Raw genomic sequence first — 17,499 nt, forward strand, 5'->3', positions numbered from 1 at the left:
GATGAGCCATTCCTTGTCCGTCAGTTCATACCGCCGCCGCGTCATACGCCCTCCCGTTTCCGAAGGCCGCCTGAATCTCGCCAAGGCCGACAACTCAACCTGATTTATGAGTTCACGCCCTAACAAATTGACTGATTAGCGGCGGGCTACAAAACGTCCTCCTGGGACGTCGGGGGCCGTAAGCGACACGAAGAATGTCGGAAAATAGCCATTCCCATGATCGCCATGGGACGTCGCAGGACCCTCTGGAATGAAATGCTGGCTGGGGCGGCAGGGTCAGAAAAATTCATATAAGCAAATGTAGTTGTTGGAATAATTTGGATGTTTGGGCGAGAATACCTTCATTTTTACCGAAGAAAATCGAGGATGTTTTGGTGCCTCATGAGACGAATTGAGATTTTTCGATGAGCCGTGGGCTGAAATGAAGCGCTTTGGCGAGCGCTCTGGCCTTTCGAGAACTGGAAGATCTCGGGTACCAACCCGCATGCCTGGCTGCCGGCGAACGCCGTCGGCGAACTTATGCCGTGGACTGCGGTGACCTGAGCACAGCGCTTACGGTCGAGGGCCACATGGTCTGTGCCATCAAGAGGTTCGGCTAGCCGCTCGCGACGAGGAGTTGAGCCGCGCGAAGAATTCCGGGAAATCCTTGATTTCGACCTTGGCGCGGTGGCGGACCGGTGCGGGCTTGATCATCGCGGCCGACAAGTCGCGACAGGGGTCGCTTTCGCAGCGCCCGTCCGGAATGCCGAAGCGGAAGATCTCGCTGCAGTGGTTCTTGATGCGGTGCGCCATCTCGTACGAGCCGCGTGCCTCGATGAGGCGCAAGGCTTCGAGCATCGTACGCGGCAGGCTGGAGCGGACGGGCTTGTCGCCGATGATAGGCAGGATGTCGCTCTTGAGGCGCCCCTCGATGAGGCGCACATAGCGCGGCGACCAGTCAGGCCGGCGCGCCTCTATCCATTCTCGCGTCAGCATCGAAGGTCATCCTGTCGGCTGCGATCTGAAATTTCGCCTCTTTCCTGTACGCGATCGGATCGGTGCCTTGTGCGACTCGCTCTTTTACGACCATCGGAAAGGCGGTCGAGCCGGTAATGGTCTACGCCCTCTATTCTCCACGATGCTCGATAAACGCTTGCAAAATCCCAAGGTTAAATGATAGCGCTATCTTATTGTAATAATTATCTTGCGGGAGATTGTATGCCAAGGAAATTCAGCTTATTGCCTTTGCTCGCGCTAGCATCGTGCATTGCCATCGTAGGCTGTTCGAAAGAAGCGCCTTCCAACGACGCTGCGAAGCATGTCGAGTCGGACAAGTCGAAGTACCTCTCGCAGCCGCTCGTCAGCGAGATCTACACGGCGGACCCGTCCGCGCATGTGTGGAACGGCAAGATCTACGTCTACCCCAGCCATGATATCGACGGGCCGACGCCCGAGGACGACCTCGGCAGCCACTTCGAGATGCGCGACTATCGCATCCTATCGATGGACAAGATCGGCGGCCCGGTAACGCTTGGGCCCGTCGCGCTCGACGTCAAGGACGTGCCGTGGGCCGAGAAGCAGATGTGGGCGCCGGACGCGGCCTTCCGCGATGGTACTTACTACCTGTACTTCCCGGCCAAGGACAAGGCGGGCGCCTTCCGCATCGGCGTTGCCACCTCGAAAAGCCCGACCGGTCCGTTCAAGGCGCAGCCGGAGCCGATCAAGGGCAGCTACTCGATCGATCCGGCGGTGTTCACCGACGACGACGGCAAGAGCTACATGTACTTCGGCGGCATCTGGGGCGGCCAGCTTCAGCGCAATGTCGGCGGCAAGTACGATCCCAACGGCTCGAAGACCGATCTGCAGGCGGACGACAGGCCGGCGCTCCTGCCCCGTGTCGCGCGCATGAGCGACGACATGCTCGAATTCGCCGAGGCCCCGCGCGAACTGCGCATCGTGGACGAGAAGGGCAAGCTGCTGCTGGGCGGCGACCACGACCGGCGCTTCTTCGAAGCTTCGTGGATGCACAAGTACAAGGGCAAGTACTACTTCAGCTACTCGACCGGCGACACGCATTTGCTCGCCTACGGGATCGGCGATTCCCCCTATGGCCCGTTCACCTACAAGGGCCGCATCCTCGAGCCGGTCGAGGGGTGGACGACGCATCACTCGATCGTGCAGTGGGACGGGCGCTGGTGGCTGTTCTATGCCGACACGCAGCTTTCGGGGCAGACCCGCCTGCGCAACGTGAAGGTGACCGAACTGCACTACAATGCCGACGGGACGATCAGGACGATCGACCCGATGATCCGGCGGTAAAACGAAAAAAGGGGCGCCCGATCGGCGCCCCTTCCTCATTTCAGCAGATGTAACGAAACGGCCTCCCCCATGGCCTTGTAGCCGGCCGGGTTGGGATGGATCGCGTCACCCCCGTCGTAGGCCGGATTGAGATGATCGGGGCGCGCGGGATCGCGCATTACCGCGTCGAAGTCGATCACCGCGTCGAAGTGGCCGGGGGTCCGGATCCAGGCGTTGATCGCCTGCCGGTCGGCCTCGCTGGCGGCGGCGGGGTGGTAGTATTCCATGCCCATGAACGGCAGCAGGGTGCCGCCGTAGACCGTGATGCCGCGTGCATGCGCGCGCGCGACGATCTGGGCGTAAGCGCCGGTTACTTGCGCGACCAGTGCGGCATGGGCCTCGGGCGTGGCCGGCGCGTCTCGCGTGAGCATGCCGATGTCGTTGATCCCCTCCAGTACGATCAAGTGGGTGACGCCGGGGACCGAGAGCACGTCGCGATCGAAGCGCGCCACCGCGTTCGGGCCGGTGCCGTCGAGCAGCACGCGGTTGCCGCCGATACCCTGGTTCACCACGGCGCGCTTGCCGGAGAGGCGGCGGGCCAGCACGTCGGTCCAGCGATCGTTGCCGTTGGTGGTGGAGCCGCGTCCGTCAGTGATCGAATCCCCGAGTGTGACCACGGCGCCGGCGCCGCAGCGGCGCATCTCGATGCCGGAGAGCATGTACCAGTGATCGGTCGTGGTCGCGCCCGCGAAGGGGTTGTCGTTCGTCCGGTCGCCGTTCAGCCAGTATGAGGTGGCGCGTGATCCCGGGTGGCCGGTCTGCTGCACGGGCAGCGCCGCGAAGTGCAGCGACACGGCGAGATCGTCGAATGCAGAGACGGCCATGCGGACGGGGTCGGAGAGCCAGTCGGCACCGGTGGGGATGACTACCCGGTCCTTGCCGTCGAAGCGCAGCGGCACCGAGGAACCGGCGGTGAGGTCGGGATGCTGCGGGGAGGCCGCGCGGGCCAGCGTTGCGTTCTCGATGACCAGCGGCGCCTCGCCAAAGGCGTTGGAGAGTCGGATGCGCAGCTCGCTTCCGGCGGTCGAGGGGCGGACGATCTGGCGCAGGGTAACGTCGCGGCGGGCCGCTTCCGGCAGGCGATCGTCACCGTTCAGCGGCATCTGCGAGGAACCCCATGCGGCGGTCCATGGACATTGCGCGGCTGCAGGCGCAGCCGTGGCGGGAAGCGGCGCGGCGAGCGCAAGCGCGGCGGTCAGAACGGCTGGGCGCAGCATGTGTGTCATGAAAACGAAGTCTCCCGAAAAAGAAAGAGCCGGCACAAAGGCCGGCTCAGTGGGTAGGGTAGGGAGGAAATCAGAAGTTGGCCCTTATGCCGGCCAGTACCTGACGGCCCGGCTTGTAGACCGAGTAGGCCGCGTTCGAGTATTCGAAGGTGGTGCGGATCGACTCGTTGGTGATGTTCAGCACATCGAGCGTCAGACGCACGCCGTCGTTGAGGAATGGCAGCTGGTAGCCCGCCGACATGTCCAGCTGGCCGCGTGCGTCGTTGCGCAGCGAAGCGTTGGCGATGCCGTTCTGCGGCTTGTTCACGGCGATCGACTTGTCGTTCCAGACGTAATTCACGCTGATCGACAGGCCGTTGTTCTCGTAGAAACCCTGCAGATTGTAAGAGTACTTGGACACGCCGGTGGCAACCAGGCCCGAGGACGAGGACTGCTTCAGGTACGTGCCGTTGGCCGAGAAGCCGAGGCCCTTGACCAGAAAGTCGAGCGGCTGGACCCAGGTGGCTTCCATACCCTTGATCTTCAGGTCGCTCAGGTTGACAGGACGGTTGACCGTGATCGGCAGGTTGTTGACGGCGATGCCGGTCGCAGCCGAACGATCGTTAAGAGCGTTCTGCTGCGTCGAGAGCAGGCCGTCGAACGGGATGTTGAGCGAACCGAAGGTGACTTCGTTCGAGGTGGTGACGGTGAAGCCCTGGATATTCTTCATGAACGCCGACAGGCCGATGTAGCCAATGCCGCCGGTGTAGAGTTCACCGCCGATATCGTAGTTGTCGGAGGTGTAGGGCTTCAGGTCCGGGTTGCCCGCCGTCGCCGTCAGCGCCGAGGGATCGGAGAAGGTGATACCGGGCAGGATCTGGCCCGCATCCGGACGGGTCATCGTGCGCGACGCGGATGCGCGCAGCTTGATGTTGTTCGCCAGATCATAGGTCAGGTTAATCGAGGGCAGGAAGTTCTCGTACTTCGACTTCGAGGTGATGTCGATGATCGAGGTGCCGACCTGGCTCGGCCCGGTCACGGTCTGGTTGGTGTGGGCATAGCGCATGCCGGTGTTGATATGCAGGTCGCGGCCCGCGATCGTGGTCACGCCGTTCAGCTCGAAGTAGGCGCCCATGACCTCTTCGTCCATGTCGCCGGTCGCGCCGCCAGTCACCGCGCCGCGCGTTTCAGGCGCGCTGTCGCGGTAGCTGGCGTAGTTCGTGGCGCTCTTGATCGCGTCAAAATCGGGCACGATGAAACCGGCGACCGACGAGCTCTTGAGGTACTCCGAGATTTCGCCGGTGGTAATCGAACCGGTGTTGCCGGTGCAGCCGGTGCCGCAGACCGACAGCTGGTAGGCGGTGCTGTTGTCGTATGCGCGGATCGAGCGCGTAGCACGGTCATAAGCCGCGCCGACCTTCACGTTGAACATGTCATCACCGTACGTGACGTCGAGGTGCGCACCCTTGGTTTCCGTCTTGCGGCGAACGAGCTGGATGTTCTGGCGATACCACTGCCAGGTGCCGCTATCGGGATCGTTCAGGTCGATGTTGCTGGTGATCGACGGATAGGAACCGCTCGTGTTGTCGTAATAGACGTCCACGCCCGACTGCGGAGTAGTCTGGAAGGCCCAGGTCGGCTGTTCACGGAAGAAGCTGCTCTTCGAATAGTTCGCGCTCGCCTCGATCTTGAGATCTTCGGTCGGCTGCCAGGTTACGCTGGGGTTGATGTTCCAGAACTTGGTCGTCTGCTTGAACAGGCTAGCCTCGAGGAAGAACGACGAGTTGGCGAACGTACCGCTGGTGACGACGTTGTTGTCATCCACGGTCAGGTCGATCGGGATCATGCCGCCGGTCGACTGCGCGCTGGTGCCCGGGCCCGAGTTGCGGACCTGCCAGTTCATGTTGACCTTGCTGTAGTTGCGCTGCGACTTGGCCCAGAGGCCGTCGAGCGCGAAGTGCAGCTCGTCGCTGGGGCGCCATTCGAGCGAGGCGAGGGCGGACACGCGCGAGCGGGTGCCTTCGGTCAGGCTCTGGCGGCCGAGGCGCGGGATCAGCGCGGTGCTGAGCTGGTCGGCGGTCAGGCCCGAGGTGGCCACCACGTCTACGGGATCGCCGGCGGTCAGGCCGTGGCCCGCGTTGGCGGGAACGACCGAAGCCCACGAGAAGTTGTTGCCGCCTGCGTCGGTGCAGTCGGTGCCGCAGGACAGGTTGCCGTCGGTCCAGCCAACGGACTCGAAGCCCTTCACGCGGGTCTTGGTCTTCACGCCGGCAACGCCGACGAGGATGCCGAAGGTATCGGTGGTGTGGCTGGCGACGAGGGCGCCGCGCGGGCTGAACTTGTCGTTGGTGTCGGTGTACTGGCCCTGTGCCACGACGGTGACGTGGGTGCCTTCCTTGTCGAAGGGCCGCGCGTTACGCAGGTTCACGGTGCCGGCAATGCCGCCTTCGAGCGTCGAGGGCGACGGGCTCTTGGCAAGGTCGAGGCGGGTGAACAGTTCCGAGGGGAAGAAGTCGAGGTCGACTTCGCGGTTGGCGCTGCCGCCGTTGGTGCCGCCGTCCGACGCCACCTGCAGCTGCGAACCGTTCAGCAGCACGCGCGTGAAGCTGGGGCCGAGGCCGCGGATGGCGACCTGGGTGCCTTCGCCGTTGATGTCGCGGTTGAGGCGCACGCCGGGCATGCGGTTCAGCGTTTCGGCGAGGTTGGTGGCGGGCAGCTTGCCGATGTCCTCGGCGAAGATGCTGTCACCGAAGCTCACCGCGTCGCGCTTGGCGTTGGTCGCGCTCTGCAGCGAGCCGCGAATACCGGTGACGATGATGTCTTCGGCCGAAGCGCCGGTATCGTCCACGGTCGAGTCGGTGGCCTGAGCCTGCGCTGCTACAGTTGCAGCGTCCTGCGCCCGGGCGGCGGAACCGACGAACGGGGTGAGCGCGGCGGCTCCCAGCAGAACGGCGCGAACGGTCACGAAATTACGTGTCATAATATCTGAACTCCCTCCCATGCGTCTGCTGCCCTTTGCTCGGGGCTCGCAGGATGCGCTGGCTTTGCTAGCGCTATCATTTTTCCATATTCCTGTGACCGGATGCCGTCAAGAACAATGATAGCGTTATCTTTACTTGTAGGTGTAGAGCTTCACCCGCTGGATCTGCCACTGGCCCGGGAACAGCCGGATATGGCGGCCCTGATGGGTCTGGTCGCCGTTGAGCAGGCGTCCGGCCACCCATTTTCCGGCGGCGTCATAGTGGCCTTCCCAGGCCGAATCGATGCCTGCGAGGGCACCGCCGTCGGCGCGCGGCTTGAAGGTCACGGTGATGCCTTGACCCGCGATCAGGTATTCCTCGGGACCGGTCTGGATGATGATGCCGCCCGCCGCCGCGATGGCGGCATTGGCGGCTTTCCGCTCCTCCGCCCCGGGATTCGCGCCCGGCTTGGGGGCATCGACATAGCTAATGGTGAAGCGATAGGGCCCGACGTCGCGCGTTTCCGGTTCGGTGGCGAGGGTTTCGTCGTAGAGCTGGCGCGGCTTGAAGCCGACCATGCGATCGGTGCCCTGCGCATCGAGGATATAGGGCTTGAGCTGCTGCAGCACGCCGTAGGCATCCTTGAGCGCGCCGGGGTTCTCGTCGACCGAGTCGATCGAGAACGGGCCGAAGCCGATCGCGTCGAGCTGGCCGATGGCATAGAACGCATTTGCCGGGGCGATGGGATTGTCGGAGTTATGCGCCTCGGGAATGAACAGCACGTTGTCCGGCCGCTTGTAGCCGTTCACGATGTCCACGAAGTTCGGGAAGTAGATGTCGGGCGCCAGGAAATCGAGGTGAGGGGCGCCTGCCTTCCAGACGTCGAGCAGGTGCGGCAGCGGGCCGCCGCTGGGGTATTCGCCGGGAATCCGGCCCGGCCGGTTGAGCGCGACATTGACGTACATCGGCAGCGGGTAGGCGGCCTTGCCTGCCGCCGTCAGCTGGTCAGCGAAGCGGGCGTAGTGCCAGGCGGCGAAGATCTCGGCGGAGGTGTCGCCCGCGCCGAACAGGTCTTCCCAGGTGCCGCTGGTGCGCGCGCCGCGCTCCGCCCACACGCGCTTCATGGCGGGGACGAGGGTGTCCTTGTGCGCGACGAGATAGTTGACGAGGTCGGTCGGCACCGGTTCGCGGAAGACGGCGTTGGCCGCCGCGCTGTAATCGCGTGCGACCGGGAGCATGCCGATCTCGTTCTCGACCTGCACCATCAGCACGGTGTTCTGCGCGGCATCCACCGCCTTGATGTGCGCCAGCAGCGCGGCATAGGCGCGCTGGTCGGCCTGCAGGGTGTCGCCGCCGAAGGTGGAGAGAATTTCGACGCTCTGGCCGTTGGGCATCGCCGCGCGCGGGAAGCGCTGCTGGTCGCGCTTGACCCATGCGGGGACGTAAGTGGACATGGAGTTCTTCCACGCCCCGAACCACAGCACCACCAGCTTGAGGTTGTTGGCGCGCGCCGCCTTGATCTGCGAGTCCACCGATGACCAGTCGAACTGGCCCTCGACCGGCTCGATCAGTTCCCACGACACCGGGGTGATCACGGTGTCGAGGTTCATGTCCTTCAGGCGCTTCCAGTGCGGCGCCATGTAGTCCGCGCTGGACGAGGCCGAATTGCTCAGTTCGCCCGCGATCATCAGCACGGGCTTGCCGCCGACGATCAGCTGCTTCGTGTCGCCCTTGGTCTCCAGCCGGGGTACGTCGGCATGCGCCGGGGCCGCGAGGGTGAGGGCGGTAGCCAGTATCGACGTGGCGGCCAGTGCTGTGCGTAAGGTCATCCTGATGCTCCCGAATTTATCTTATGCGTGCGTGAGCTGGTAGCGCGGCAGGATCAGGTGGATCGCCGCGAGCGCCACCAGATACGCGCAGGAGGCGACGAGGAAGATCGGCTCGTAGCTGCCGATCGTCTCTAGGATCACGCCTGCGAACTTGGCCATGAGCATGCCGCCCACCGCGCCCGCCAGTCCGCCGAGGCCGACGACCGAGCCGGTCATCCAGCGCGGCATCGTGTCGCCGGGCAGGGCGTAGAGGTTGGCCGAGAAGCCCTGATGTCCGGCGCAGGCGAGGCCGATCAGCGCCACCGCCGTCCACAGGCTGGTCGCCTGCGGGGCCAGCGCGATCGGCACGGCGCACAGCGCGGCCAGCAGCATCGCCGTCTTGCGCGCGCGGTTGAGGCTCCACCCGCGGCCCATCAGGCGCGAGGAGGTCCAGCCGCCGGCCACCGAGCCGACGTCGGCCAGCAGGTACACCGCGATCAGCGGCGGGCCGAAGTCCAGCATCTTGACGCCGAACTGCTTGTTGAAGAAGTCTGGCAGCCAGAACAGGAACGTCCACCAGACCGGGTCGATCAGGAAGCGGCCCAGCATGTAGGCCCAGGTCTGGCGCAGGCGCAGCACGTCGCGCCAGCGCACCGGCTGTACCGGGTCGACGGGATCGGCCTCGATCCATGCCAGTTCTTCGGTGGTCAGGGTCTTCTTCTCGCGCGGGCGGCGGTAGAAGCCCAGCCACGCCGCCAGCCAGATCACCGTCAGCGCGCTGGTCAGGATGAAGGCCCAGCGCCAGCCCAGCGTCAGCGCGATCACCGGCACCACCAGCGGGGTCAGGATCGCGCCGACATTGGAGCCCGCGTTGAAGATGCCGATCGCCAGCGCGCGCTCGCGCTTGGGGAACCACTCGTTGGTCGCGGCGATGGCGGCGGGGAACGTCCCCGCCTCACCAATCGCGAGCGGGATGCGTGCCAGCAGCATGCCGCTGGTGCTGGTGAACAGCACGTGGGCGATATGCCCGAAGGTCCACAGCGCCACCGCCAGCGCATAGCCCGCACGCGCGCCGATCCGGTCGATCAGGCGCCCGAAGAACACATAGGCGATGCCGTAGCCCGCCTGGAACCAGATCGCGAGGTCGGCATAGCCGCTCTCGCTCCAGCCGTAGCGCGCCTGCAGTTCGGGCTTGAGCGTGGGCAGGACCAGACGGTCGACATAACTGAGCACCACCGCCGCGAACAGCAGTGCGCATACGATCCAGCGCACGCGCCCGGCCGGCTTGGCCGGGGCTTCCGTTTCGACGGCGGTGACGGCCTGCATCGTGCTCACCAGTTGTACATCGTGCCGTCTTCGAGACGGTTCACCGGCAGGAAGGCGCGCTTGTATTCGTAGCCGGCGGCCAGTTCCTCGTCGATATCGACGCCGAGGCCCGGCGCGTCGCCCGGATGCATCATGCCGTTCTCGAATGTGTAGGCATGCGGGAACACGGCGTCCGTCTCGGGCGTGTGGCGCATGTATTCCTGAATGCCGAAGTTGGGCACCGAGAGGTCGAAGTGCAGCGCGGCGGCCATGCAGACCGGCGAGAGGTCGGTGGCGCCGTGGCAGCCGGTGCGGATCTGGTAGAGGTCCGCCAGCGCGGCGATGCGGCGCAGATGGGTGATGCCCCCCGCGTGGACGACGGTGGCGCGGATGTAGTCGATCAGCTGGTTCTGGATCAGATCCTTCGCATCCCAGATCGAGTTGAAGATCTCGCCCACGGCCAGCGGCGCGGTGGTGTGCTGGCGGATCAGCTTGAACGCTTCCTGGTTCTCGGCCGGGGTCGCGTCTTCCAGCCAGAACGGGCGGTAAGGCTCCAGATCCTTGCCCAGACGGCCCGCCTCGATCGGGGTCAGGCGGTGGTGGATGTCATGCAGCAGGTGCACGTCCCATCCCAGCGCCTCGCGCGCGGCCTTGAACAGTTCGGGCACGACGCGCAGGTACTTCGAGGTGTTCCAGACGTTCTCGGTCGGCAGGTCGGCATCGGCAGGCTCGTAGAAATACTTGTCCTTCGAGACGCCGTACGTCGAGGCCATGCCGGGCACGCCGCACTGCAGGCGGATCGCCTTGTAGCCCTGCGCCTGATAGTCGAGCGCGACGTTGATGGTGTCCTCGATCGAGGTGCCGTTGGCGTGGCCGTAGACCATCACGCCCTCGCGGCTGGCACCGCCGAGCAGCTGGTAGACCGGCAGGCCCGCGATCTTGCCCTTGATGTCCCACAGCGCCATGTCGACGGCGGCGATGGCGGTCATCGTCACCGGGCCGCGGCGCCAGTAGGCGCCCTTGTAGAGATACTGCCAGACGTCCTCGATGCGGTGCGCGTCGCGGCCGATCAGGCAGGGGATGACGTGGTCGGTCAGGTAGCTGGCGACCGACAGTTCGCGGCCGTTGAGGGTGGCGTCACCGACGCCGGTGGTGCCGTCGTCGCAAGTGATCTTGAGGGTGACGAAGTTGCGGCCGGGGCAGGTCACGATGACCTTGGCGTCTACGATCTTGGGCATGATGGTCCTCAGGCGATTTCGAGGGTTGCGGTCTTCAGGGCGGCGCTGCTGTTGCCGACCATGATGTCGAAAAGTCCGGGCTCGACGACTTCGCGCATGTCCTCGTTCCAGAGGCTGAAGTCGTCGCGGCCGAGGGTGAATTCCACCTTGCGGGTCTCACCGGGCTTGAGGGTGACGCGGCGGAAACCGCGCAGTTCCATGACCGGGCGGGTCACGCTCGCCTCGCGGTCGTGGACGTAGAGCTGCACCACCTCGTCGCCTTCGCGCGCGCCGGTGTTGGTCACTTCGACCGCGACGGTGACGGTGCCCGCCGCCGCGATGCGCGGGGCCGAGAGGGCAGGGGCGCCGAGGGTGAAGCTGGTGTAGCTGAGGCCGAAGCCGAAGGGGTATAGCGGCGCGGTGTCGGCGAACAGATAGCCGCGCTTGGCCGATGGCTTGTGGTTGTAGAAGAACGGAACCTGGCCCACGTCCTTGACCACGGTGACCGGCAGCTTGGCGCCGGGGTTGACGTCGCCGAACAGTGCTTCGGCCATGGCGGTGCCGCCTTCCTGGCCCAGATACCAGCATTCGAGGATCGCGTCGGCCTGCTCTGCCACGGTCGGCCACGAGGGCGGGCGGCCGTGGAGCGCGACGACGATCACCGGCTTGCCGGTGGCCTTGAGCGCTGCGAACAGCGCGTTCTGTTCGCCCAGGAGGTCGAGGTCGGTGCGGTCGCCGAGGTGGTTCTTCGCATAGCCTTCGCGGCTGGTCTGCTCGGTATCGCCGATGGCGAGGATGACCACGTCGCTGGCCTTGGCGGTCTCGACCGCCTCGGCGATCAGCGCGCGGTTCTTCGCGGGATCGGCCAGCAGCACTTCGTTGGCGGAGCGGTCCTCGCTCTGGGTGATGAACACGCCCTGCGCGAAGACGACTTCGGCCTTGCCCTTCAGGCGCGCCGTGATGCCCTCGACCAGATTGACGCTGGAGCGCGGCTCCGACGAATAGCCGCCGAGGCGCGTGACGTTGGCGTTGGGGCCGATCACCGCGACGCGCTTGTGCGCGCCGGGGGTGAGCGGGAGCACGCCGCCGTTCTTGAGCAGGCAGATCGACTTGCGTGCTGCCTCAAGAGCCAGCGCGCGCGCCTCGGCGTTGGCGGTGAGTTTGGCCGAAGCCTTGGGGTCGATCGGTCCCGCCTCGAACATCCCGGCGCGGAACTTGAGCGTCAGCATGCGGCGGCACGCGGCATCGACGACCGAGACCGGCACCAGACCCTTGCGCACCTGATCGGCGAGCGTGCGATAGGCTTCGCCATCAGGCAGGTCGGTATCGACGCCTGCGTGAAGGGCAAGGCGCGCGGCGCCCTCAAGGTCGGCGGCGAGGTGGTGGAACGTCGCCAGTTCGGGGATCGCGGCGTAGTCGCTGACGATCGCGCCGTCGAAGCCCCATTCGCCGCGCAGCACGTCGTTCAGCAGCCAGCGGTTGGCGTGGCTGGGGATGCCGTCGATCTCGTTGTACGAGGGCATGACGGCGGCGATGCCGGTGCGGCGCACGACCTCACGGAACGGCGGGAAGAAGCTGTCGTACAGTTCGCGCCTGCCGAGCGGGGCCGGGGCGACGTTGTTGCCCGCTTCGGGCTGGCCGTGGCCGGTCATGTGCTTGAGCGTGGCGAAGACCTTGCCCTCGGGCAGTTCCTTGCCGGGGCCCTGCAGCCCGCGCACGGCGGCGACGCCCATTTCGCCGCACAGGTACGGGTCTTCGCCGAAGGTCTCCTCGATGCGGCCCCAGCGCGGGTCGCGGGCGATGTCGACCACCGGGGAAAGCGCCAGCGTCGAGCCGTGGGCGCGAACCTCGCGGCCGATCACCGACTGCACGCGCTCGACCAGTTCGGGATCGAAGCTGCCCGCCATGGCGATCGCCTGCGGGAAGCTGGTCGCCTCGGGCGCCATGTAGCCGTGGAGCGATTCCTCATGGAACAGCACCGGGATGCCGAGGCCGGTCGCGCGCGCCCATTTCTGGGTGGCGTTGACGAAGGCGATCGTCTCGGCGGGCTTGCGCCAGCGGCCGGTGACGTCGGTGCCGGTGTTGTTGGCGGTCGCCGCGCCGCCCCGGTCGGAGGGGCGGGCGATCTGGCCGATGCCGTGGGGATAGGCGCGGGTGGCGCGGGCCGGGTCGAAGGCGCGGTCCTCGTCCATCACGTCGCGCTTGCGGGTGGACAGGGTGATGATCTGGGCGACTTTCTCGTCCAGCGTCATGCGGCTCATCAGGTCGGCGACGCGAAGGTCCACCGGTGCGCGGGCGTCCTTGTAGACCGGCGCGGCGGCACGCGCGGCGACGGGCAGGAAGGCGAGCATCGAAGCACCGCCACCCCAGCCGAGGAGGACGCGGCGCGATACGGCGAAACGCGATTCAGCAGGGCGCAGGCTCATGCCGTCACCGCGCGCTGTGCCGAGGCTGCGTGTCGATACAATGCGTGATGGCATCCCACTTCCCGATACTCCCAAATGCCCGTTCCGGCTGCACTCGCCCCGATTCGGCAAACGGCGTTGCCTCGGCCGGTTCTTTTGTGATAGCGCTATCTTTCAAGGTAACGACGAAGCTTGTCAACCGCATTGGGCAGGCAAATTTTTAAGGGATGGACGGGATGCAGAGGCGAATGTCGCGGATTTGCGCGTGGACTTCGGCGTGGCTTGCGGGGACGGCGCTGGCCGTCGGCGTGCTGCCGGGCGCGGCGCTGGCGAACGACGGATACGACTTGTGGCTGGCGCCTGCACCGGCCGGATCGGCCCAGGCGGACGTGCGCGTGGTGGGCGATTCGCCGACGCTGCAACTGGCCGCTGCCGAGCTTCGCCGTGATCTTGGCGCTGCGCCGCTTCCGGTGGTGCTGGCCCGCGCGGACGCTCCGGAACTGGCGGCGCTGCGCCTGCCCACCGCGGGGCTCGGCACCGAGGGCTACCTCGTGCGCGCTGCCACGGTTGCCGGGCGCCCCTCGCTGCTGGTCACCGGCAATTCCGATGCCGGGGTGCTCTACGGCGCTTTCGCGGCGATCCGTGCGCAGAAGACCGGCGGCAATCTGGCGAAGCTTGACCTCACCTCCACGCCGAAGGTCAAGCTGCGCGTGCTCAACCACTGGGACAATCTCGATGGCAGCGTGGAGCGCGGCTATGCGGGGCAATCGCTGTGGGACTGGTGGACGCTGCCGGACTTCAAGGATCCGCGCTACACCGACTATGCCCGCGCCAACGCCGCGCTCGGCATCAACGGGACGGTGCTGAACAACGTCAACGCCAGCCCCGACAGCCTGAGCGCGGCCTATATCGCCAAGGCCGCCGCGCTGGCCGACGTGCTGCGGCCCTGGGGCATCAAGGTCTACCTTTCCGCGCGCTTCTCCGCGCCGATCGAGCTGGGCGGGCTGAAGACCGCCGATCCGCTCGATCCGCAAGTGCAGGCCTGGTGGAAGGCCAAGTCGGACGAGATCTACCGCGCGATCCCCGACTTCGGCGGCTTCCTCGTCAAGGCGAACAGCGAGGGCCAGCCCGGTCCGCGCGACTATCACCGGACACATGCCGAGGGCGCCAACATGCTCGCCGCCGCCGTCGCGCCGCATGGCGGCGTGGTGATGTGGCGCGCATTCGTCTACGCAGAGACCGATCCAGACGACCGCGCCAAGCAGGCCTATAGCGAGTTCAAGCCGCTCGACGGCAAGTTCGCCGACAACGTGCTGGTGCAGGTCAAGAACGGCGCGATCGACTTCCAGCCGCGCGAGCCGTTCCATCCGCTGTTCGGCGCGATGCCGAAGACGCCGATGATGCTGGAACTGCAGATCACCAAGGAATACCTCGGCTTCGCGACGCACCTGGCCTACCTCGGCCCGCTGTTCGAGGAAGCGCTGGAGGCGGATACCCGCGCGAAGGGCAAGGGATCGACGGTGGCGAAAGTCGTCGACGGCGCGCTGGAGGGGCATGACCTCACCGGCATGGCGGGCGTCGCCAACATCGGGCGCGACCGTGACTGGTCGGGCTCGACGTTCAACCAAGCCAACTGGTACGTCTTCGGCCGCCTCGCCTGGGATCCGACGCTGTCGGCCGAGGCGCTTGCCCGCGAATGGGCGCGCCAGACGTTTGGCAACGATCCGCGCGTGGTCGATACCGCCGTCTCGATGATGATGGAATCGCGCGAGGCGGTGGTGGAATACACCGGCCCGTTCGGGCTCGCGCACCTGATGGACACCGGCCACCACTACGGGCCGGGGCCATGGGTGAACGAACTCGCCCGGCCCGAGTGGAACCCGACCTATTACCACAAGGCCGACCGCGGCGGCATCGGCTTCGACCGCACCAGCACCGGCAGCAATGCCGTTGCCCAGTATGCGCCGCCCGTCGCGCGCATGCTTGCCGATCCGCGCACGACGCCGGAAACCGAACTGCTGTGGTTCCATCATCTGCCGTGGGACTGGAAGATGAAGTCCGGCCGCACGCTGTGGCAGGAGATGGTCGCCCGTTACGATCGCGGCGTCGCCACGGTGGCGCAGATGCAGCAGCAGTGGGACGGCGTGAAGGACAAGGTGGACGCCGAACGCTGGTCCAAGACCGCGACCTATCTTGCCATCCAGCACAACGAAGCGCGCTGGTGGCGCGATGCGAGCCTGGCCTACTGGATGTCGGTCAACGGCTTGTCGCTGCCGGAGGGCAGCCCCGCGCCGGAGCACGATCTGGCGTGGTACAAGGCGCAGCGCTTCCCGCTGGCGCCGGGGCATTGAGGTAACGCCGGTCCCGCCCTCGCGAGATCGCGGCGGGGCCTGCGGTCACCCGCCTCGGATCGTCATTGCGGGCGCAGCGAAGCAATCCAGAGCGGTTTGGTCTGCCCTGGATTGCTTCGCTGCGCTCGCAATGACGAGGAAGGGTGATGCCCCCCCTGCGATATAGGGGGCAGCGCGGAACTTCGTTCACCCCTGACGCGGGGACGCATCCGATTCGCGCTGGATGAACTCGAAGGGCATCTGGACGTGCGAGGGCGTGACGGCGCGCCCCTCGCGGCGCCCCCGGATTTCCTCGACCAGAAGCTGCACCGCCGTGCGCGACATCTCGGCGATCGGCTGGCGGATCGTGGTCAGTTCGGGCCAGGTGAAGGTCGCCTGCGGGGCATCGTCGAAGCCCACCACGGTCAGGTCGCCGGGCACGTCGAAACCCAGCCGGTGCGCGACGGTGACGGTCGCGGCCGCCATGTCGTCGTTGCTGGCGAAGATCGCCGTCGGCGGCTCATCGCGTTCCAGCAGGCGGTGCGCTGCCTCAAGGCCCGAGCGATAAGTGAACAGGCCGGGCAGGACCAGTTCCTCGTCGATCGCGATGCCGTTGTCGCTCAGCGCCGCCTGAAATCCCTGGAGGCGCCGCGCGCCAGCGCTCTGGTTGGGGTTGCCCTTGATGAAGCCGATCCGCCGGTGGCCCAGCGCTACGAGGTGGCGCGTCATCGCCTCGGCCGCGCCGAGGTCGTCGATGTTGACGGACGACAAGTCCTTGGACGGCTTGCCCGATGCCACGATCACCGTCGGCGTGCCTCTTTCCAGCAGCAGGTCGAGGATCGCCGTGTTGTCGCACAGCGGCGGCGGCAAAACGACGCCGTCGATGCCGTTGCCGACCAGTCGGCGCACGATGGTGAGCACTTCGTCCTCGTTGTCGCAGAGCTGGACGAGGAGCTGCGCGTTCGACCCGTTCGCCTGATCGAGACTGCCGACCAGAAACTCGTTGAGATAGCCGGCGCTGGGGTTGGCGTAGAGCAGGCCGATGCGGATCTCCGCAGCGGCGGCAAGGTTGCGGGCGGCGGCGCTGGGCGAGTAGTTGAGTTCCTCGATCGCCTTGAGCACGCGGGCGCGGGTGTCTTCCTTGACGTTGCCCTTGTCGTTCATCACGCGAGAGACCGTCATCAACGAGACTTCGGCTCGCTCGGCCACGTCGGCGATAGTGATGGTGGCCCGGGATCGCCGCGCGGTGCGCCGCCGTGGGCTGGCGCGGTCTGCGGGTTTATCCTGGGTCGTATCCTGATCTGTCACGCTGGCCTGATCCCCCGTGCGGCGGGCCGGGTCGCTACGGAATCCCGCCGCTTACATGTTCAGCCTATTACAATTTTCCTGCCACGCCGCCAGCGATTACGTGCCGGGCGACGATGAGCTGGTCAATTCGAGCTGGTCAATTCGAAGCAGCGCGGATGACCATGCCCAGACCTGTGCTCTGGCCCGGTTCGAGGACGGCGGGGCCTGCATTGTCGCGACGGTTGAAGGTATCGGGCATCTGGCTGGTAGGTTCGATGCAGACGAAATCCTCGCCGGGCGGGGCGAAGACATGGACGAACCGCGCGTCGTCTGACCGGAGTTCGACGCCTTGCCATGCGGCGGTGCCGTTCCAGCCGAACCAGCAGTTGTCGGTCAGGGTGTCTGCCCGCGGCACGGCGCCCTGCGCGAAGTGGCCGAAGTGGTCGGCCGGGGCAGGGTGTTCGGGCATCATGCCGGCATTGTTGATCCATACGCCCTCTGCGGCGAACTGCAGCCGGCCGCCCGGCTCCCGCACGAAGTAGGGGTGTTGGCCCAGCGCACAGGGCATCGCGCGGTCGGACCGGTTGGTGGCCTCCAGCGTCACGTGCAGCGCGCCGTCTTCCAGCACGAAACTCTGCGTGGCGG

General features: G+C 66.0%; 11 protein-coding genes. 2 read left to right on the forward strand and 9 right to left on the reverse strand.

What is annotated here, in order from left to right; all coding sequences use genetic code 11:
- Positions 1-582 precede the first annotated feature (582 nt).
- Positions 583-975, reverse strand: a complete 393-nt coding sequence (locus PKE80_RS20910) for a tyrosine-type recombinase/integrase (RefSeq protein WP_271184195.1) — start codon at positions 973-975, stop codon at positions 583-585.
- A 222-nt stretch (positions 976-1,197) separates the two neighbouring features.
- Between PKE80_RS20910 and PKE80_RS20915 the strand changes: the two genes are divergently transcribed.
- Positions 1,198-2,298 (forward strand): glycoside hydrolase family 43 protein, encoded by a 1,101-nt coding sequence (locus PKE80_RS20915; protein WP_271184196.1) that lies wholly within the window; start codon positions 1,198-1,200, stop codon positions 2,296-2,298.
- A gap of 35 nt (positions 2,299-2,333) precedes the next feature.
- Here the strand turns inward: PKE80_RS20915 and PKE80_RS20920 are convergent, their stop codons facing one another.
- The 6 genes from PKE80_RS20920 to PKE80_RS20945 form a co-directional block, all read right to left on the reverse strand.
- Positions 2,334-3,554 (reverse strand): SGNH/GDSL hydrolase family protein, encoded by a 1,221-nt coding sequence (locus PKE80_RS20920; RefSeq protein WP_271184201.1) that lies wholly within the window; start codon positions 3,552-3,554, stop codon positions 2,334-2,336.
- Between the two features lie 79 nt (positions 3,555-3,633).
- Positions 3,634-6,522 (reverse strand): TonB-dependent receptor, encoded by a 2,889-nt coding sequence (locus PKE80_RS20925; protein WP_271184197.1) that lies wholly within the window; start codon positions 6,520-6,522, stop codon positions 3,634-3,636.
- A gap of 132 nt (positions 6,523-6,654) precedes the next feature.
- Positions 6,655-8,331, reverse strand: a complete 1,677-nt coding sequence (locus tag PKE80_RS20930) for a GH35 family beta-galactosidase (protein ID WP_271184198.1) — start codon at positions 8,329-8,331, stop codon at positions 6,655-6,657.
- Positions 8,332-8,352: 21 nt separating this feature from the next.
- A complete protein-coding gene (locus tag PKE80_RS20935) occupies positions 8,353-9,636 on the reverse strand; it encodes an MFS transporter (protein WP_271184202.1) in 1,284 nt (427 codons plus the stop codon).
- A gap of 5 nt (positions 9,637-9,641) precedes the next feature.
- Positions 9,642-10,853: a D-mannonate dehydratase ManD gene (gene manD, locus PKE80_RS20940; RefSeq protein ID WP_271184199.1), complete on the reverse strand. Its 1,212-nt coding sequence runs from the start codon at positions 10,851-10,853 to the stop codon at positions 9,642-9,644.
- A gap of 8 nt (positions 10,854-10,861) precedes the next feature.
- Positions 10,862-13,183 (reverse strand): glycoside hydrolase family 3 N-terminal domain-containing protein, encoded by a 2,322-nt coding sequence (locus PKE80_RS20945; RefSeq protein ID WP_271184203.1) that lies wholly within the window; start codon positions 13,181-13,183, stop codon positions 10,862-10,864.
- Positions 13,184-13,485: 302 nt separating this feature from the next.
- Between PKE80_RS20945 and PKE80_RS20950 the strand changes: the two genes are divergently transcribed.
- A complete protein-coding gene (locus PKE80_RS20950; protein ID WP_271184200.1) occupies positions 13,486-15,588 on the forward strand; it encodes an alpha-glucuronidase family glycosyl hydrolase in 2,103 nt (700 codons plus the stop codon).
- Between the two features lie 186 nt (positions 15,589-15,774).
- Here the strand turns inward: PKE80_RS20950 and PKE80_RS20955 are convergent, their stop codons facing one another.
- Both PKE80_RS20955 and PKE80_RS20960 read right to left on the reverse strand, forming a co-directional pair.
- A complete protein-coding gene (locus tag PKE80_RS20955) occupies positions 15,775-16,875 on the reverse strand; it encodes a LacI family DNA-binding transcriptional regulator (protein WP_370425278.1) in 1,101 nt (366 codons plus the stop codon).
- 136 nt (positions 16,876-17,011) lie between these two features.
- A partial coding sequence (locus PKE80_RS20960; protein WP_444980978.1) for an aldose epimerase family protein occupies positions 17,012-17,499 on the reverse strand: 488 nt, incomplete at its 5' end.

The sequence above is a fragment of the Novosphingobium resinovorum genome (assembly GCF_027922145.1).
GTDB lineage: Bacteria > Pseudomonadota > Alphaproteobacteria > Sphingomonadales > Sphingomonadaceae > Novosphingobium > Novosphingobium resinovorum.